The 19,516-nt window shown below is 61.4% G+C and carries 14 protein-coding genes and 3 tRNA genes; 14 read left to right on the top strand and 3 right to left on the bottom strand.

Annotated features, from left to right (window positions below; genetic code table 11):
* Nucleotides 1-34: 34 nt before the first annotated feature.
* From ACZ41G_RS04930 to amrS, 6 genes are all read left to right on the top strand, one after another.
* A tRNA-Gln gene (locus ACZ41G_RS04930) sits at nt 35-105 on the top strand.
* Between the two features lie 422 nt (nt 106-527).
* Nucleotides 528-1,910 (top strand): bifunctional UDP-N-acetylglucosamine diphosphorylase/glucosamine-1-phosphate N-acetyltransferase GlmU, encoded by a 1,383-nt coding sequence (gene glmU, locus ACZ41G_RS04925; RefSeq protein ID WP_464144737.1) that lies wholly within the window; start codon nt 528-530, stop codon nt 1,908-1,910.
* Between the two features lies 1 nt (nt 1,911).
* On the top strand, nt 1,912-2,334 hold the full coding sequence (gene rsfS, locus ACZ41G_RS04920) for a ribosome silencing factor (RefSeq protein WP_015451250.1): 423 nt from the start codon (nt 1,912-1,914) through the stop codon (nt 2,332-2,334).
* 23 nt (nt 2,335-2,357) lie between these two features.
* Entirely contained in the window at nt 2,358-3,104 is a 747-nt protein-coding gene (locus ACZ41G_RS04915; RefSeq protein ID WP_464146229.1) for a histidine phosphatase family protein, read from the top strand.
* A 429-nt stretch (nt 3,105-3,533) separates the two neighbouring features.
* Nucleotides 3,534-5,321: an AmmeMemoRadiSam system protein B gene (amrB, locus tag ACZ41G_RS04910; RefSeq protein ID WP_464144735.1), complete on the top strand. Its 1,788-nt coding sequence runs from the start codon at nt 3,534-3,536 to the stop codon at nt 5,319-5,321.
* A complete protein-coding gene (amrS, locus tag ACZ41G_RS04905) occupies nt 5,314-6,588 on the top strand; it encodes an AmmeMemoRadiSam system radical SAM enzyme (RefSeq protein ID WP_464144734.1) in 1,275 nt (424 codons plus the stop codon). The genes amrB and amrS overlap by 8 nt, the downstream gene beginning before the upstream one ends.
* 82 nt (nt 6,589-6,670) lie before the next feature.
* On the opposite strand, the gene ACZ41G_RS04900 is transcribed toward amrS, so the two are convergent.
* Nucleotides 6,671-7,075 carry a pyridoxamine 5'-phosphate oxidase family protein gene (locus ACZ41G_RS04900; RefSeq protein WP_033507463.1) on the bottom strand — a complete coding sequence of 135 codons (405 nt, stop codon included), beginning with the start codon at nt 7,073-7,075 and terminating at the stop codon, nt 6,671-6,673.
* 445 nt (nt 7,076-7,520) lie between these two features.
* On the opposite strand from ACZ41G_RS04900, the gene ACZ41G_RS04895 reads away from it, so the two are divergent.
* Nucleotides 7,521-8,441 carry an EamA family transporter gene (locus ACZ41G_RS04895; RefSeq protein ID WP_081966588.1) on the top strand — a complete coding sequence of 307 codons (921 nt, stop codon included), beginning with the start codon at nt 7,521-7,523 and terminating at the stop codon, nt 8,439-8,441.
* Nucleotides 8,442-8,770: 329 nt separating this feature from the next.
* On the opposite strand, the gene ACZ41G_RS04890 is transcribed toward ACZ41G_RS04895, so the two are convergent.
* Entirely contained in the window at nt 8,771-9,523 is a 753-nt protein-coding gene (locus tag ACZ41G_RS04890) for an HAD family hydrolase (protein ID WP_464144732.1), read from the bottom strand.
* Between the two features lie 194 nt (nt 9,524-9,717).
* Between ACZ41G_RS04890 and ACZ41G_RS04885 the strand changes: the two genes are divergently transcribed.
* Nucleotides 9,718-10,872: a hypothetical protein gene (locus ACZ41G_RS04885; protein WP_464144731.1), complete on the top strand. Its 1,155-nt coding sequence runs from the start codon at nt 9,718-9,720 to the stop codon at nt 10,870-10,872.
* A gap of 177 nt (nt 10,873-11,049) precedes the next feature.
* Here the strand turns inward: ACZ41G_RS04885 and ACZ41G_RS04880 are convergent, their stop codons facing one another.
* Nucleotides 11,050-11,637 (bottom strand): cadmium resistance transporter, encoded by a 588-nt coding sequence (locus ACZ41G_RS04880; RefSeq protein WP_033507461.1) that lies wholly within the window; start codon nt 11,635-11,637, stop codon nt 11,050-11,052.
* Nucleotides 11,638-11,999: 362 nt separating this feature from the next.
* Here ACZ41G_RS04880 and ACZ41G_RS04875 point away from each other — a divergent pair.
* From ACZ41G_RS04875 to ACZ41G_RS04850, 6 genes are all read left to right on the top strand, one after another.
* Nucleotides 12,000-12,072, top strand: a tRNA-Ala gene (locus tag ACZ41G_RS04875).
* A 716-nt stretch (nt 12,073-12,788) separates the two neighbouring features.
* Nucleotides 12,789-12,862 (top strand) — tRNA-Arg (locus tag ACZ41G_RS04870).
* A 732-nt stretch (nt 12,863-13,594) separates the two neighbouring features.
* Nucleotides 13,595-14,545 carry a magnesium transporter CorA family protein gene (locus ACZ41G_RS04865; RefSeq protein ID WP_033507459.1) on the top strand — a complete coding sequence of 317 codons (951 nt, stop codon included), beginning with the start codon at nt 13,595-13,597 and terminating at the stop codon, nt 14,543-14,545.
* 206 nt (nt 14,546-14,751) lie between these two features.
* Nucleotides 14,752-15,600, top strand: coding sequence for a transporter substrate-binding domain-containing protein (locus ACZ41G_RS04860; RefSeq protein ID WP_033507485.1), 849 nt, complete (start codon nt 14,752-14,754; stop codon nt 15,598-15,600).
* 42 nt (nt 15,601-15,642) lie between these two features.
* On the top strand, nt 15,643-18,597 hold the full coding sequence (leuS, locus tag ACZ41G_RS04855; RefSeq protein WP_464144729.1) for a leucine--tRNA ligase: 2,955 nt from the start codon (nt 15,643-15,645) through the stop codon (nt 18,595-18,597).
* A 224-nt stretch (nt 18,598-18,821) separates the two neighbouring features.
* A complete protein-coding gene (locus tag ACZ41G_RS04850; RefSeq protein ID WP_464144728.1) occupies nt 18,822-19,475 on the top strand; it encodes a ComEA family DNA-binding protein in 654 nt (217 codons plus the stop codon).
* Nucleotides 19,476-19,516 lie beyond the last annotated feature (41 nt).

Below are 19,516 nucleotides of genomic sequence, written 5' to 3'. Positions count from 1 at the left end.
GGCATAATAGCAACTTGGCGATGAAAACCGCCGATCCCCCATGGTGTAATGGCAGCACACGGGTCTTTGGAACCCTTTGTCTTGGTTCGAGTCCAGGTGGGGGAACTCGAAACGGTTCCGCGCGCGAAACACGGAACCCACGCCGGCCGGGCCCGCGAGTCCGGGTCCGGCAACGGCATCACAAACGCACGCGGCCCAACGGCCCCGTGCGTTTTGCTTTCACCGCCATCCTTCCCACACTCCCTACAAACTGTCTACGCTGAGAGGACTGTCAGCGTAGACAGTTTCGGGGTATCTGCCAACGTGGGCATCCGACGCTGACTTGTTCTTAGGTATCAGCAGAAGCGAACCAAAGCCGCTTCCTCATTTGGCGCTGACATCAGTCAGGCATGGATGACAGCTTGTGCTGACGCCCCCATGTCCGCCCCCGACGGTTACAATCCTCGAAGCATGGCGTGCCGCCGTCAGACGCCTCACGCATGGTCGTCCGGCGCAGCGCCGTTACGAAGAATTGGAGATTTCATCGTATGACATTGTCAGCCGCAATCATTCTTGCCGCAGGGGAAGGCACCCGGATGCGTTCCGCCACGCCGAAGGTGCTGCATACGCTCGCGGGCAAGACCTTCCTTGAGCGGGTCATGGCGTCCGTCGCAGGTCTTGATCCGGAAACCCTCGCCGTTGTCGTCCACTACCAGGCCGATAGCGTCGCTGAGGCGGCACGCTCCTACAACGAATCCGTCGAAATCGTCAACCAGGACGATCTGCCCGGCACCGGTCGTGCAGTCCAGTGTGCGATGAACCAGCTTGCCGCCGAAGGCAAGGCCGACGGCACCGTGCTCATCGCGGCATCCGACATGCCGCTGCTCGATACCAAGACCTTGTCCGGATTGCTTGACTACCATCGCACGAGCGGCAACGACGCGACCGTACTGACCACCGTGCTCGACGACCCGACCGGGTACGGCCGCATCATCCGCGACAGCGACGGCAGCGTGCTGCGCATCGTCGAACAGAAGGACGCCAACAGCAGCGAACTGGCCGTCCGCGAGGTCAACACCTCTGTGTACGTGTTCGACGCGAAGGTTCTCGCCGCCGCGATTGCCGGGCTTGACTCCCAGAACGCGCAAGGCGAATTCTATCTGACTGATGCCCTCGAAACCGCTCGCCACACCGGTCGGGTGGGAGCGTGGGCCGCTCCCGACCCCTTGAGCGTCGAAGGCGTCAACGACCGCGTGCAGCTGGCCGCGCTCGCCGCCGCTCACAACCGTCGCGTCTGTGAATACTGGATGCGTCAGGGCGTGACCATCCTTGATCCGTCCACCACCTGGATTGATGACGACGTGCGCATCGAACGGGATGCGCAAATTCTTCCAGGCAGCTTCCTGCAAGGAACGACCACCATCGGCGAAGGCGCGGTCGTAGGTCCGTACACCACGCTCATCGACGCGCGAATCGACGCCGAAGCGCATGTGGAACGTTCCCGTGTCCAGGAATCGTATGTCGGGCGGGCTGCGAATATCGGCCCGTGGACCTACATGCGTCCGGGCAATGAGCTGGGCGAGGAAACCAAGGCCGGCGCGTTCGTCGAAATGAAGAAAGCCCATATCGGCAACGGCACCAAGGTCCCGCATCTGAGCTACATCGGCGACGCCCAGCTGGGCGAGCACACCAACATCGGCGGCGGCACGATTACCGCCAACTACGACGGGGTGCACAAGAACCGCACGAAGATCGGCTCCAACGTCCATGTGGGTGCCGGCAACATGTTCGTCGCGCCGGTCGAGGTCGGCGATGGTGTCACCACCGGCGCCGGGTCTGTCGTCCGTCACGACGTGCCCGACGATACGATGGTATACTCCGAGAACACACAACACAATATCGAGGGCTGGAAGCCCGCTTGGGAGCGCTGATATGACCGCATTGCAAAGTTCCATCGACGCCGTCCGCATCGCCGCAGCCGCGGCCGACCGCATGAAGGGCACAGATATTGTCGCCTTCGATGTGACCGGGCCGATCGCCATCACCGACGTGATGATGATTGTCACCGCGTCCAACGAACGTCAGGTGCTTGCCGTCGCTGAGGAAATCGAGAAGGACCTGTACACCAAGGGCGGCCATTTGCAGCCGCGCTCGCGCGAAGGCCTGCAGGAAGGCCGCTGGGTGCTGCTTGATTTCGGCGATTTCGTGATCCATGTGATGCACGAGGAGGAGCGGCGCTTCTACCGGCTGGAAAGCCTGTGGAAGGATTGCCCGGCCATCGACCTGCAGCTGCCTGAAGCACCCGAATCCTCCGGCGCGTCCGAACCCGCGTCCGCGGACGCCGACGAGCAGTGAGCATGGTGAATCGTACACCCGGTATGGGTGGGGAATACCAAGGTCCTGAGCATCGTCGCGTCCAGCCGACCGGCCCGCATGTCAGGTCGATTATCATCGTGCGGCATGGCCGTACCGCCTATAACGAGCAGCATCGCTTGCAAGGTCAGGTGGATATCCCGCTCGATGAAGTCGGCGAATGGCAGGTCCGTCAGACGGCACGGACCTTGCGCGATTTGTATGTCGATGGTCGTCCGGATATCCCCAAGCAGCTGATCGTCTGCTCAGATCTTGGCCGGGCTGTGCAAACCGCGCACGCCTTCGCTGATCCGCTCGGGCTTGACGTGCACCCGGATGCACGGGTGCGTGAACGCAGTTTCGGCGCGTGGGAAGGCCTACGGCTTGAAGAGCTTGAACGCGATTTCACCGAGGACTACCAGTCATGGCGGCATTTCGCGGGCGGAGAGCTCAAGCATGGCGCTGAGCCGAAAGGCGCGGTCGGGGAGCGTGGCGTCGAGGCGATTGACGACTGGTCGCATCGCGCCGGCCCGGACACCACGCTGTTCGTCTTCTCGCATGGGGCATGGATTTCCCAGACCTTGCAGACTTTGCTCGGCATGGCGCAAGGCAATCATGACTTCGGGGCGATGACCTCCATGTTCAACGCTCATTGGGCGCGTCTGACCGGAGCTGATCAGCCGGACGGCACCGTGCGCTGGCGGATGACCGAGTATAACCACGGCCCCGCGATTGCGGACACGGACCAGTGGGAAGCCCCGACGCTGCCCTGATTGCTTGGCAATCTATCCTGCCGCCGCAGCTCCCTCTCCCTCACCAACTGGCTACGCCAAGAAGCAGTTAGGCGTAGCCAGTTGGTATGCGTACCCAAACTGGTGACGCAACGGAGGCCGTGAGTGTAGATAGTTTGAATAGTTACTCAAACTGGTTACGCCAGGACCGCCGTGAGCGTAGACGGTTTGTGAATGGGCGCGCGCCGGATCCGAACATCCGCGCATCTTGCATGGCAACGGTTCGGTGGTGCCGGCCGTGTCGCTTTGCAGACCGTGTGGCGCTGTCGGCGGTGCATCGGTGCTCGTCGTGCGCCGGTCCCAGCCATGTCGCGTGCCGACCAGGTTGCGGGGCATACCATGCATTGTGTTCACCGCTTGTTCATCTCTTGCCCGTCACTCGATTATCATCGAAGGGGAGAGGTGATCGCCATGACCACACCACATGAGCATATGCCCGGCAGCGACGTCGCGGCAGGAACAGAACGACGCAAGCCGCGCATACCGACGTGCGCGAACCCGATCTGGCAGGGGGCAATCCGCCAGCCCGCCGTCGCCGGAACGTTCTACCCGGCCGATCCGGACGCGCTACGCGGCATCATCGACCGCCAACTCGACTATGCGCGCACCTTGCTAGACCACCATCACAATCTGCTCAGCCGCTTGCCCCAAGGCGTCCCGAAAGCCATCATCGCACCCCATGCCGGGTACGTATACTCCGGCACCACCGCGGCACTCGCCTACCGTCTGCTTGCGCGCGGCCGTGGACAAATCCGCCGTGCCGTCATCATCGGCCCCACTCACCGCGTGCCGGTAGACGGCACCGCATGCTGCACCGCCGGTTCATGGCGCACCCCGCTCGGCATGGTGCCCCTTGACACCGAAGCCGAATGTGCCGCGCTCGACGCCAATACCCCCGGCTTCATCGTCAACGATGACACCCACCGGCGCGAACATGCCGTCGAAGTACATATCCCTTGGATTCAACGTGTCCTCGGCCCGCAGACCAGCATCATCCCGCTCAACGCGGGGGACACCACGCCCGGCGAACTTGGTATACTAATTGACCGGTTCTGGACGGACCCCGCGACCGTCGTCATCATCAGCTCGGACCTGTCCCACTACCATCCAGAACACGTGGCACGCCAGCTTGACGATGACACGATTGCGCGCATTACCGCCGGAATTCTGCCGATTGTGCCCGATTACGCCTGCGGCGCCTACCCGATTAACAGGCTGATTGACGTGTGTCGGCGTCGCGGCCTTGCCATCAGGCCGCTCGGCTGCTCAACATCAGGCGACGGGGGAGTGCTGGCGCTCGCGGATTCGGGATTGCCGATGCGCCGCCCGGACATGGCCGACCCCGATCAGGCGGTTGTCGGCTACGCTTCTTTCGGCGTGTGGGAGGGTGACAATGACGGCGACAGTGAAGACCGCAAGAACGATGGCGATTGCGAGCACAGCGGTCATGCCGCCCGCAATGCCCGCAATACCGTCAATGCCTGCACAGATCCGCAGAATCAGCAAGAATCCCTGCCGCAGGAAGCCGCAGAAGTATTGCCTCGCCTCGCTCGGGCGGCGCTCGCCAGATATTGCGGCATCGACATCGACGGACCGACCGCAGCGGAAACAAGCGAAGCCCACCCGTGGCTGAAGCATGACGGCGCCTGTTTCGTCACCTTGCACGAGCAAGGCGATTTGCGTGGGTGCATCGGATCGCTCGAGCCGACCCGTCCGTTGGGCGAGGATGTCGCCTGTCATACCGTGGACGCCGCCTGCCATGATCCGCGCTTCCGCCCGGTGGAACCGTGGGAATACCCCGCCATCAGCATCGAAGTGTCCGTCCTGTCCCCGAAGCGGGCGTTGCCTGTGACCTCGCGCGCGCAGCTGGAAGCCTCGCTTGTGCCCCGGCGTGACGGATTGGTCATCGATGACGGGCACGGGCACTGGGCCACGTTCCTGCCACAAGTGTGGGATCAATTGCCGCATCCGCATGATTTCGTCGGTCATCTGCTGGCCAAAGCGGGCTTGCGCGCGGACACCACGTGGAATGATGCGCGGTTCGCGGCATGGACGTACACCGTCAGTACCTACGATGAGAAGGGAATACAGGACACGCGAATCGGCACGTCGGAGACTGATGCAGATGCCGCCGGTGCCGCCGCCCCCGACGCAGCCGACACCGATGCTACCGGCAAGGAAAGGAACCACCATGCATGAGCGCGAATCACAGCCGTCACACGGATCCACGGATGCCGGGCAGCCGATCGATCAGCCCCACCCGGACGAGGTCGCGGCATCGATGCGTGGGGGATTCCAACCGACCAGCCCGTTTCCGCACACCTATGAGGCGCCGTCCCCGCGCCCGGACGGCCGACGCGAGGTGACGACGGGTCCTGTTCCCGGCGATCCGGCGATCGGCAGATGGCAGCATCGTCTGGAGGACGGCCGTGTGCAATGCGACTTGTGCCCGCGCGGATGCAAGCTGCGCGACGGTCAGCGGGGCTTCTGTTTCGTGCGTTCCAACCATAACGGTGTCATCACGCTGGACACGTATGGACGCAGTTCGGGATTCGCGTTGGACCCGGTGGAGAAAAAGCCGCTCAATCATTGGCATCCTGGCACCGCGATCTTGAGCTTCGGCACCGCCGGATGCAACAGCGGCTGCCGGTTCTGCCAGAACTGGGATATTTCGCGGTCCCGTATCTGGGATACTTACGCGGTCGATGCTCAGCCCGATGACATCGTATACGCGGCGAAGGGGTGCGGCGCGTCGTCTGTCGCGTTCACGTACAACGATTCCATCGTATTCGCCGAATACGCCATCGACACCGCCCACGCCTGCCGCGACCATGGCATCGGCACGGTAGCGGTCACGGCGGGGTACATGTCCGCCTGCGCGCGGCCTGAATTCTACCGGTACATGGATGCGGCGAACATCGATTTGAAAGGCTTCACCGAGGATTTCTACTGGCATGACACCGGCACGCATCTGGCTGATGTACTGGCGACAATCGACTACGCGGTCAACGGCACGGACACCTGGGTGGAATTGACGACATTGCTCATTCCCGGTCATAACGATGACGACGGGACTTTGCACGCCGAATGCGCATGGCTGCGTGAACATTGCGGACGCGATGTGCCCCTGCATTTCAGCGCATTCCATCCCGACTACCGCATGCGTGACGTGCCTCCGACACCCAAGGAGCGGCTCTTGCACGCACGCCGGATTGCGCTGCAAGAGGGATTGCGCTACGTGTATACGGGCAACGTGTCGGACCGTGACGGCGGCACCACATACTGCCCGTCTTGCGGGGCGAGGTTGATTGAGCGCGACTGGTACGACATCACCGGATACCGGCTGACCGCCGACGGGACATGCCCTGATTGCGGGGCGATTATTCCCGGCGTATGGGATGAACATCCGGGCACCTTTGGCGGGATGCACGTGCCGGTTGATATCCGCCGCTATGCAGGCCGGTAGCGGGGTTGTGACAGAAGCAATATAACGAAAAGCGGCGGCAGACGGGTTTCCGTCATGCCGCCGCCCGCGTTCTTGCCCGCGTTCAGTCCTTTTCGATGACCGTGCCGGCCTTCGCGCCCGCGGTCAGGTCGTCGATTTCGGTGACCTCCAGCACCGGCACGACCGCCGGCTTCTTGGTGCCGTTGCGCTCCGCGACCTTGACCTGCTCCTCATAGATCGCGTCATCACTGTGCAGCGTCACCTTGCCGCGGAACCGGTAGCCGGTCTTGGTCTCCAGATCCGCGACGCCGATGACCAGCTCGCTGCCGTCCAGCAGATTCTGGTAATGCTGGCGGGCGGTACGCTCGTGGTAGGCGATGTGATGGTCGTCAAGCACGAAGGTGGACATCTTCGGGCCGATGTTGAGCTGTCCGTCCTTGCTGATGGTAGCCACCCAAGGCAGGTGGTTGGCGATGAATTCCTTCATTTCCGGGGTGATGGTGGCCATGATGTTCCTTTCGCTTGTGGTTCATGGTACTGGTCTGCGTGTGCCGTTCGGGCGCCTTGTGCGCCGCCGCGTCGCGGCTGCCGACCGGGTCGTCGGCGCTTGTACGAACCGGTGATACCAGCTTACGGCAGTTCCCGGGTCATTGCAGGTATGACACCGCGGATTGTGAGGTATCTCACGACGGTTTCGCCGCGGGCGTCGAGACCTTCGAGTCGACACAGGTCGTCGTCGGCTGGACCCGTTCGACATTGCCGAGACGCCCCGCTTCAGACGGCGGCGTGAGATTTCAACGAGGTGAACCTTGTGAAAAATCGGATGACTTCCGGGCGTGTTCTTTCCGCGCGATGGCTATCGTGAGTACGGCAAAACCGGCGATGGCCAGCACACCCACGCCGGAATCATCATGCCGAGCATCGAAGCCCGCGAGGCGAAGGAGGAGAGATACATGCGTGCACGCAGCCGCTTTCAGGAATTCCGCAGCCGTATGTCACGTACCTTCCCGCCGAACCTTGCGCGTGTCATGCTGTTGTGCTGTGCCGCCCTGTGGGGTGGCAGCTATCTGGTCGCGAAGGTGGCGATGAGTGCCATTACGCCCCAATGGCTCATGGCTATGCGTATGACCGGCTCCTGCTTGATTATGTTCGTCCTGTTCCATCGGGTAATCATTCCCGCGCTCACCCGCGAGATCATCATTCCCGCGCTGGTTGTGGGCATCACCTACTACGGCACGATGGTCATGCAAACCGAAGGCCTGAAAACCATTGATCCTGGCCGCAGCGCCTTCCTGACCGCCTCGTATTGCGTGCTCACCCCGTTCGCCGCATGGCTGGTCGCCAAACAGCGCCCTAAACTGATCAATCTTGTCGCCGCAATCATCTGCCTGACCGGCGTAGGCTTCGTCGCCCTTAAACCCGGATCAGGCTCGCTTGCGCTCAGCCAAGGCGACTGGATGACCATCGCGAACGCGGTGATTTTCTCGTTCAATCTCACCTTCCTGGGACGCTACACCCAGCACTTCCATCCAATTGCCGTCACGTTCATGCAATTCGCCGTCGCCGACGTGTTCTTCCTGATTGGCGCGCTGCTGACTGAACCGCTTCCGAACGCGTCATGGCTTGCGCCCGATGTCATCATGAGTTTCCTGTATCTGCTGATCGGAGCGACCACGATGGCGCAGATCATGCAGAATATCGGTCTGGCGCACGTGCCGCCGTCGAGCGCGGCCATCATCATGTGCACGGAAAGCCTGTTCGCCGTCGCATTCTCCGCGATGTTCTGGGGCGAAGCAATCGGCTGGACCTCGATTGTGGGTTTCTCGCTGATTTTCGTGGCGGTCATTATGTCCGTGGTAACCAAACGCAAATAATCCTGCCGTCGGTCTTTGTGGCTGTTTCCGAAACTGGTCACGTTAGACGGGACTCGCATATCAGCGGTGCGGGAAAAACAAACCCTACAGTGTGTTGCGCGTGTGACCTTCTACCGACACTGAGGGACGCTTCAGCGTCGGTAGAAGCAGAACACCAACCTTCTGCCAACGCTGAAGCAACTCCCGGTGTCGACAGAAGATCGGTAGCCGTCCCGGTTTCTGCGCGAATCCAATACCGTGGCATACTCAGCGGCGGCACACTACCGGAACGCGAGGCAGCCAAGTCGTATCCAAGTTGTATTGATGCGTGGAACCGGTATCCCCGGCAATCACTTCTCGAGCGAACCGAGCTCCATGAAATTCGCCAGATCGTCGAGGCCGAGCCCCACATAATCCTTGATATTGGTCACCTGAGGACCGTCGAAGACCACGCCTTCTGGTGTGAACCCGGTGATTGCGACGACGGTCGCGCCGCTCGCGCCGCCGGACTGCAAACCGACAGGGGAGTCCTCGAACACCAGGCAGTTGGCAGGGGCAGCGCCCACGATTTCTGCGGCGCGCAAGTATGGTGCCGGGTCCGGCTTCGCGGGCAGACCGTCCTCGCCGCACACGTATCCGACGAACGCGCCCTGGGGCGCTTGGCGGGCCATGTTGTCGACCATCGCGCGAGGGGAAGCGGACACGATCACGTTCGGGATTCCGGCCTGCGACAGCACGTCAAGCAGTTCGACCGCACCGGTCGCCCAACATGGTTTCTCGCGCTCGCGGTCAATCACATAGCCGATGATTTCAGAGCGCAGTGTATCGGGGTCCACATGCGCGGGAATGTACTCCTGCACAATCTGGAGCAGACGCGGGGTGGACTGGCCGCGCGCACGCAGTGGTACCTCGTCGCTGAACGTGCCGCCATGCAGCTCGATGACATGCCGTTCGGCCGCCGCCCAGTAAACTTCCGAATTGATCAGTGTCCCGTCCATGTCCCAGAACACAGCTTCCGGAAGGCCTTCCGGTGCATCGAGTACGGCGGACGATTGAGAAAATGTCAAGGTGTCGTTGAAAGTCACCCGGCTTATTATTCCCATACGCGCGAACAAACAGCCCGGCCGTTGAACGGACCTGAGCCGACGTCGCACCGTGTATACGGCGGGAAGGAACGACAGCGCAACGACTTAACCGATACATCTGCCGTTTGCGACACGCATCCGCATTGTGAGCATGGCGCGATTTTTCAGCCCACGCCCAGCGTGTTCCTGCTTTTTTCGATACAGTCAGCAATGTGAAGAACTTTTTCAAGGGAATCTCTGTACCGCAACTTGTCGCCGGTGCGCTCGCGGCGGTCACCTCGTTCCTGCTGTCAGCCAGAATCGGCATCGCCGGATCGGTGATTGGCGTGGCCGTCGGCTCGATTGTATCCGCGGTGTCCTCGCAGCTGTACCAGAACATCCTCAAAGCGTCTTCGGAAAAACTCCAGGATGTCAAAGGCGGCGATGACGAGCAGATCGAGGGGGAGCAAACCGACCAGACCGCTGATGCGGACGGCGCGAGCGGGGAAACCGCGAGGCAGCCTCGTCGTATCAGCAGTGACGAGACCACCGTGCTGCCCGTGCAGGGCGCCCAGAGTGCCGCGAACGCAAGGAATATCCAGGGTGCAGGGGAGGCCAAGTCCGATGCAACGCGTGCCATGCCCACGGTTGGTGCTGCGGACGTGACCACGGTGATGCAGCCTGCGGATGATGCCACTCGTGTGATTTCCGGTGGTGTTGTGGATGATGCCACCCGTGTTATCTCCGGTGCATCCGCGGCCGCTCATGCCCATGCCGGTGCGGACGGCCATCAGGGGCGCGTTATTGTTTCCGGCAACGAGACCGGGACGACGGCCGCCCGGCACCTGTCTGGTTCGGCGAACACTGAACGCGCTCGCAAGACCAAACGCGTGGCGATTATCATCTCCGTGGTCAGTGCGCTGGTGGCGGTGGGTATCACCGCAGGCGTCATCATGCTGGTCACCCGCGGCCAGGGCACGGATAGCGTGGTGCGTGACATGGTCGGCAATGCGCGGGTGACTCCGACCCCCAGCGATTCGCAGACGCGGCGTGATGACGATCATCAGCTCGAGAAGCCAAGCGACAAGCCGTCCACGACCGCGAGCCCGTCCCCGTCCGCAAGCTCCAGCGCCTCAGCCTCGTCGACTGCAAACCCGTCCCCGTCCGCGACTGCCAGTGCGTCCCCTTCGGCCAGCGCGTCGAGCAGCTCGAGCGCAGCCTCGGGTTCAGATTCTGGTTCGTCGGCGGGTTCAAACGGTGGTGGGACTTCTGATTCCAGCACGACCGACGGATCTGATTCGGGTACTACTGGCACAGACTCGGATACTTCTGGAACCGGTTCGTCGTCATCCGGTTCGACTGATAGGTCTGGTACTGCGACGAAATAATCAATCGATAATATCGATGACAGCAATCTCCGGTGGGCGGTTACGCGTTTGCGTGCCGCCTGTTGTTGTTGGGTGGTTGTGCGGTTTGCAACCGATGGATGGCCGGTAGCCGACTGGGTGGCTTGCATTATCTAGCGCCAGACGCAACGATTCGCCCCGGTTCGAGTATCAGCTCGGTCATATGCCGAACGCGTGCCCCTTGACGAGAATCACCACACCGAGCGCGATGAGCACAAGTGGGAACAGGTACCGGTCCGAACGCTCGAGCCATTCGCCGATTCCCGGTCGGGTCGCGATGAAGCGCGCGAGCAGCACCAGGACGGTGACCAGAACAAGGAATACAACGCAATACACGATGACCACCGGGAGGCTGTTGGATACGAATACCGGCACGTACACGCCGATATTGTCTCCACCGTTGGCGAAGGTGACCGCTGCGACTGTCGGCAGGGTGATGCTTTTGCCCTCGCCGGTGTCGTCATCGTCTTCGCCACGGATGCTGTCCCATGCGGCTTTGATGCCCAGTGCCAGCGGAATCAGACCGAAGTAGGGGATTGCTTCGGCAGGAAGCAAGGTCACGGCACCGTATGAGGTGACCACGGCGATGACGAGGATGCCGAAGAATCCGAGATACTGGCCGAGCAGAATAGTTCGCGTGGTGTTGCGTTGTTTTGCTCCGCGGGCGAAGAACAAGGCAAGCACGATGATGTCGTCGATGTTGGTCACGGCGAATAGCGCCACGGCTTGGATAATGGATGCGATCACGGTGGACCTTCCTGTTTGGTTGGTGTGTAGCTGATTCTTGGTGTGTGGTGATCGGTGTGCGGTCGTCGCTGTTGGCTGCCGGTTACTGGCCCCTGCGTCTCTTTTGGTTTCGATCGATTGACATTTTAACTCTAGTGGACTTCAGAATTTCTGTCGGACTCTATTGTCGCCCCTGAACCGCGGTCCCGGAAGCACGATATTCCAACCAACAGCAACCCTTCAAGCGGTATTCCTGACGAGGATGTGCCGTCGTGGAATCAAGTGCGACACGCCGAGAGGGGTGGTCGATTTTGATATCAGCCAATGGTGTTGTAATGTATACGAGGTCCGCGAAGAACGGACGAGATAACTGAAGACCGACCGGGGCTATGGCGCAGCTGGTAGCGCATCTCCATGGCATGGAGGGGGTCGGGGGTTCGAATCCCCCTAGCTCCACGGACAACCCGCATCGCAAGAGCGATGCGGGTTTTTCATTTCAGGTGACATTCCCGGAGTCGCGGATGTCGTCGTCCCGTCATCTGGTCATCTCGTCCTCACGCCATCCCGCACGTGTCGTGCCATGTCGTCCGTGTGCGAAACGCGCGTATAGGAAGCAGACCGCATGGGAACCAAAGCGAACCAAGGCGTATGAAAGCCAACGGTGTTGCCTGAGACGTTCCATCTGGTTGCGTGTGCGGCGGCATACGCAACGCCGCAGATCCCCGGAGATGATGCCAACGGCTTGCAGCAGACCGACGGTTTGCGTATGCCCAAACATACGCAACCCCGCGGAATGCACTGAAGAACGGCGGTGCCCCGTGACGACCGTCGTATTACGCATGCCGGGACATGCACAGCTCAGCGGATGTTATCGGCTATCGCCATCCCTCGTCGGGTTTTGCCCGGGTGCGTATCCCGCGGCATACGCAGCCTGACGAACCACCATCGACCATGGCAAAGCGGTGGAGACATTCGGCGGTTACGTATGCTGCGGCACGCGCGGCTTGACGAATCCCGCCCGCTGTCGCGGCCGTACACGGTGTTCCGCAGTTGCGCGCGTCCGGGCTCGCTGCTGCCCCATTTAGACACGCCTGTTGCGATTATCGTGAAATGTGGGTATGATGCGAACGTTGCCGCAATGAAGATGTATGAATCTCCCGCGAGCAGCGACTGCGCCAGTAGCCCAATGGATTAGAGCAGCTGACTACGGATCAGCAGGTTGCAGGTTCGAATCCTGTCTGGCGCACGTTCAAACCCTGGGAACAGTCCCGGGGTTTTTTCTTTCCCGCCGATTCTGATTTTGGGGGCTGCCGGTTGTCATTGCTTCAGGCGGACGGCTTTCGGTTGTCTGAAGTCCGAACAACTCGCGTCCGTCGGTCGTTTTGGCGAGATATTGAGATTTCTCGGCGAGATGAGGACAGGGTAGGTTTCTTGAACAGCTTGGAATATCAAGGATTTCAGGCTATCGGTTGTTTGAGATGAGAGTGACTGGTTCTTAACAAATCGCGGGAGGGCTCCTTCGTGGAGAGATATTGAGATTTTCTTCTCAATTTCTCGATGAAATCGGTCGTATCGTCGAGATGTTGAGATTCCGTCCGACGGTCATATGGCGGACATCGCTGCGGTCGGTATGCTCGCAAGCCCATGCACCGCGTAGCGTAACCGGTAACCCGCGGTTCCCTGCGGCGTGGTCTTGTGTGTTTTCTCCAAAACACGTCTCGCACAGCGCACCCGACAACCCGCGACCCAACACCCGGGTGGCTGTGAAACAAACGCGCGCTGAACATCGCGTTACGTCAGGGGGTGAAACCGCGGGAAGACGGTTTCGTCCCAGCCGTGAGGGATTATGCTTATTTGGGATTCTTCGGCGGTCGCCGCGACTCGTTTGGAGTCAGGCCGCGGAACATCCACAGAAGGACGGTGGCTCAGGCGCACGATTCGCGTACGGCGAGAGCATAGATGAAAGGCAGGTGAGCGCATGCTGAGAATGTTCAGCACCATCAACGGTCAAGTGGAGCAGATCGAGAAACCGGAAACCGGCGCATGGCTATGTCTTTCGGAGCCGACCGACGTGGAGCTCGCCACGGTCTCCCAGGAAACTGGCATCGATCTGGCCGACCTGCGCGCCCCGCTCGATGACGAGGAACGTTCCCGCGTGGACGCCGAAGACGATTACACGATGATCATCGTCGACATCCCGACCGTCGAGGAACGCAGCGGCCGTGACTGGTACGAGACCATCCCGTTGTCGATCATCGTCACCCAGAACCTCATCATCACCGTGTGCATGCAGGACACGCCCGTCCTCCACCCCTTCATGGAGGGCACCATCCGCGGCTTCAACACGTATATGAAGTCTCGATTCATCCTGCAGATCCTGTACCGCAACGCCACGATGTACCTGCGATACCTGCGCATCATCGACCGCGAAACCGACAAACTCGAACTGCGTTTGCGCCACTCGATGCAAAACCGCGAGATCCTCATGCTGCTCGAATTGAGCAAGACCTTGGTCTACTTCACCACAAGCCTGAAATCCAACGAAATCGTGATGGAAAAACTCACCACGCTCTCACGGATTAAGCAATACCCGGAGGACGAGGATCTGCTCGACGATGTCATCACCGAAAACAAGCAGGCAATCGAGATGGCGAACATTTACAGCGGAGTCCTTGCGAACATGACCGACGCCTTCGCTTCGATCGTGTCCAACAACCTGAACAATGTGATGCGCATCTTCACCATCATCTCCATCGCGTTGTCCATTCCGACGCTCGTGTTCTCCATGTATGGCATGAACTTCCAGACCGGCATGCTCGGTATGCCGCTGACGGCCAGCAAATGGGGCTTCCTTATCGTCATCGTCCTCGCCATTGCCGCGGGCGGCCTGACTGCGTGGTTCCTCGCCCGTTCCCGTCTGTTCAAGTGATGTGAACCTGAGCCCGGGTGCCTGCCGATCGGCATACCGCCTAGGTAGACACCAGAAGGTAAGGTCAGACACCAGACGCTCGCCATCGCCGGCGGTGATTCGCAGGCCGGTGACACATGGCAGCGGCATATGGCGGTGACACTCGCAACGGCGACGCATACCACTGCGACACGCGTAGCCGCGATACGCACAACGGAGGTGATCAGATGCGCACACCACGACGAATACTTGCCACCGTGCTTTGCTGCGCCCTCGCAGCCGCATCCCTGACAGGTTGCGAAGGTGCCTCAGACGCGTCCGCCAATCTGCCGGAAGGCCCGACCATCACCATCGGCGTCGCCGCAGACATGCCGGGATTGAGCCGCTTGCACGACGGCTCCTACTCCGGATTCGACGTGAATGTCGCCACCTACGTGGCCAACGAGCTCGGTTATGCGAAAAAGCAGATCATGTTCAGGTCGGTCACCGTCTCCGATTACAGCAAACGGCTCAACGACCGCTTCGTCGACATCGTCGCGGCGCCCCTGCCGATTGGAATCACCTCCAGCGACGACGCCACAACCTTCGCCGGCCCGTATTTGAGCGCCGCACAAGGACTGCTCGTCCGCGCCGACGACGCCGACACGATTACCGGCACCGATGACCTGGCAGGCCATACCGTGTGCACCGTCACCGGGTCGGGAGCTTCCGACGGCATTCGCAGCCTCCAGCCCAAGGCGCGCATCCAGGAGCGTGCGACCTACCTGCAATGCGTCACCGCGCTGCTCGTCGGGGAGGCTGACGCAGTCAGCGGCGATGACGCGGCGCTCGCCGGTCTCGCCGCGAACGAAGGGTCGCAGTATCTGCACGTTGTATCCGGCCGATTCGGCACGTCCTTGCACGCCGTAAGCGTCAAGGCGGGGGAGGGCGCACTCGCCTCGAAAATCGACGCAATCCTCAAGCAGATGGTCACCTCCGGCACCTGGCGCTCTTTCGCCGATGAAATGACCAATCAGCTCGGTTACCACCCGTACGCGAAGCTCAACCCGCCGACAATACGTTCGGATAATGGATAGGCACTCGCGTCGTGTCCCGTTGTGCGGCAATAATCCTTGTTTATGACCGACAACACGCAAGCACACGAAGGCGAGCCGGCGTACCGCTATAACGCGAAGCTCGCACAGACCATCGAGGAAAAGTGGCAGAAGACCTGGGACGAGCAGGGCACGTTCTGGGCGGCGAATGTCAAGGGTGACCTGACGGACGGCAACGGCAAGAACGCCGACGGCCGCACCCCCTACTTCGCCATGGACATGTTCCCCTACCCGTCCGGCAAGGGCCTGCACGTCGGCCACCCGCTCGGATATCTGGCCACCGACGTGGTCAGCCGCTACCACCGCATGAAGGGCGAGAACGTCCTGCATGCCATGGGTTATGACGCTTTCGGTCTGCCGGCCGAACAGTATGCGGTCCAGACCGGCCAGCATCCACGCGTTACCACGGAGCAGAACATCGCGAATATGAGCCGCCAGCTGCATCGCATGGGGCTGAGCTTCGACAACCGCCGCAGCTTCGCGACCATCGACCCCGATTACATGCGCTGGACGCAGTGGATTTTCTCCCGCATCTACGATGCTTGGTACGACCCTGATTTCATCCGCCGCGACGGCGGCAAGGGTTCCGCCCGCCCGATCAGCGAACTGGTCGAGAAGTTCAAGTCCGGTGCCAAGCCGATTCCCGGCTTCGAAGGCAAGGCGTGGAGTGACCTCAACGCCCGCCAGCAGGCCGACGTGCTCAACGATTTCCGTCTCGCCTACATCTCCAAGTCCCCGGTCAACTGGTGCCCGGGCCTTGGCACGGTTCTGGCGAACGAGGAAGTCACCGCGGAAGGTCGCTCCGAACGCGGCAACTATCCGGTTTTCCAACGCGAGCTGCGCCAGTGGTCGATGCGCATCACCGCGTACGGCCACCGCCTGATCCAAGATCTCGACACCATCGACTGGCCTGAGAAGGTCAAGCTCATGCAGCGCAACTGGATCGGCGAATCCCACGGCGCCGCTGTACACTTCCCGGTCGCCTCGGAAGACGGCGAACAGGATATGGAAGTCTATACGACACGTCCCGATACCCTGTTCGGCACCACCTTCGCGGTGGTCTCCCCGGAGCACGAACTGCTTGAGCATGTTCCCGCCGCTTGGCCGCAGGATGTGCCCGAAGCATGGAAGGGCGGGTACGCGACCCCGAAGGAGGCTGTGCACGCGTACCGGCTTGCTGCCGAGGCGAAAACCGCCAAGGACCGTGTCGACGAGGGTGGCGAGAAGACCGGCCTGTTCACCGGCCTGTACGCGACCAACCCGATTACCGGCAAGCAGCTGCCAATCTTCACCGCCGACTACGTGCTCATGGACTACGGCACCGGCGCGATTATGGCGGTACCTGGCGGCGACCAGCGCGATTACGATTTCGCCGCCAAGTTCGGTCTGCCGGTCATCTACACCGTCAAGCCGTTGCCCGGCTCAAACGACGACCTCGCCAACTATGAGGGTAAGGCCCCGTTCGTCTCCCATGACGGCATCGTCATCAACTCTTCGACCGAATCCACTTATGCGAAGGGCGACAGCCTGTCGCTCGACGGTCTGCGTGTTGACGAGGCGATCGACAAGGTCATCGGCTGGCTGGAAGCCGCCGGTGTTGGCAAGGGTACGGTCAGCTACCGTCTGCGCGACTGGCTGTTCAGCCGCCAGCGCTACTGGGGCGAGCCATTCCCGATCGTCTACGACGAGGACGAGGTGCCGCACCTGCTGCCCGACAGCATGCTGCCGATCAACCTGCCTGACGTGCCGGACTACAGCCCGAAGACCTTCGACCCCGAGGACGCCGAATCCGACCCGGAGGCACCGCTCAGCCGCAACGACGACTGGGTGAACATCACCCTCGACCTGGGCGACGGTCCCAAGCAGTACCATCGCGACACGAATACCATGCCGAACTGGGCGGGCTCCTGCTGGTATTACATGCGCTACATCGACCCCAACGACGCCGAGCACATGGTGGAGACCGACGAGTTCAACTACTGGATGGGCCCGCATCACAACAAGACCGCAGGCGAATCCGGCGGTGTCGACCTGTACATCGGCGGCGTGGAGCATGCGGTGCTGCACCTGCTGTATTCGCGCTTCTGGCACAAGGTCCTGTACGATCTGGGATATGTCAGCTCGCCGGAACCGTTCCACAAGCTGTTCAACCAGGGCATGATTCAGGCTTACGCCTACACGGATGACCGCGGACAGTACGTGCCCGCCGACGAGGTCGAGGAAGGCCCGGCCGGCCCGGATGGCGAGCCGACCTTCACCTGGCATGGCCAGCATGCGAACCGCGAGTTCGGCAAGATGGGCAAGAGCCTGAAGAACATCGTCACCCCGGACTACATGTACGAGAACTACGGTGCCGACACCTTCCGCCTGTATGAGATGAGCATGGGCCCGCTGGACGAGTCCCGCCCGTGGAACACGCGCAACGTGATCGGCGGCATGCGTTTCCTGCAGCGCCTGTGGCGTAACGTGGTCGACGAGAACACCGGCGAGATCAAGGTTTCCGACGATCCGATGGACGAGAAGACCCTGAAGCTCCTGAACAACACGATCGCCGACGTGACCGTGGAAATGGAGAACATGCGCCCGAACACGGCAATCGCCAAGCTCATCGTGCTCAACAACCACCTGACTGGTTTGAAGTCGGTGCCGCGCGCCGCCGTGGAGCCGCTGATCCTCATGCTCTCGCCGATCGCCCCGCATATCTGCGAGGAACTGTGGAACCGGCTGGGGCATGCCGAGTCGCTCGCCCATGAACCATGGCCGAAGGCTGATGAACGCTACGTCGGCCAGGACACGGTTACCGCGGTCGTGCAGATCAAGGGCAAGATTCGCGCCAAGCTGGAGGTCAGCCCGGATATCGCGCCCGAAGAGCTCGAAAAGCGCGCGCTCGAAGCGGTCGCCGATCGTCTCGGCGGCAAGGAACCACGCAAGGTGATTGTCAAGGCCCCGAAGATCGTGTCAATCGTCCCGGCGGAGTGATTCGCCGGCCAAAGGTGTTCCCGCATCAGGGAATCATCCTTTGACCACATTTGCCTCGACGGTGTGCAAAGCACCCATGTCCCCGGCATGCTGGAGACATGGGTGTTGTATTTTCCGAGTATGATGACGCGTCCCCGGGCAGTCTGCTTTCGCCGCCTCCGCCGCCTTGTAGAGCAGGGGCGGCGGCCGAGTCCGCCGGCGGAACCAAAACGAACACTGCCTCAGTGGCCGCATCTGAGACAGGTCTGGCGCCTGCCGGCGAATCAGCCGAACCGGCAACCGGCACGGGGCATACCAGTCTCGCCGCGCTTGCCGGCGTGAGAAGCACAGATGCGGCCGTGGCATGCCAAGACACGCCGGGGAAACGTCGCCCGCGACTGACCTGCACCCCCGGTCAGGCCGCCATCATCATGCTCATACTCATTGGCGCGTTATGCGCCAGTTTGGGGCTCCTGATCCGGCAATCCGTCAATCTTGCACGGCTTGACGGGCACGATGCCGCAACCCATGCATCTGTCGCCCCTACCATGGGATCGGCCTTCGCATCCCCGAACGATGCGACACCAGATGCCGGCACAGTCGCCGGCGGGCAGTCGCAAGCAGGGGAAGACGGGCAGAGCGGACGATCCGGTGCCGTACAACAGTCCGACGCGCCTGCGCCGACACCGGCTGCAACGGATGACGGGCGTATCGACATCAACACTGCGGATGCCGCACAGCTGCAAACCTTGAACGGCGTCGGTCCGGTCACCGCGCAACGCATCATCGACTACAGGAATGAGCATGGCCGGTTCTCCAGCGTCGACGATCTGCTCAACGTCAGCGGCATCGGGGCGAAAACCCTCGAAAAACTGCGAGCCCAGGCGGTCGTCCGATGAGCCGGACGTCAACCGGAGTGCGGCTCGATGGCCGCCGCGAT

The organism is Bifidobacterium porcinum (genome assembly GCF_055378475.1).
The sequence above is the reverse complement of the archived record's forward strand: the minus strand, read 5'-3'. Positions and strand labels throughout refer to the sequence as shown.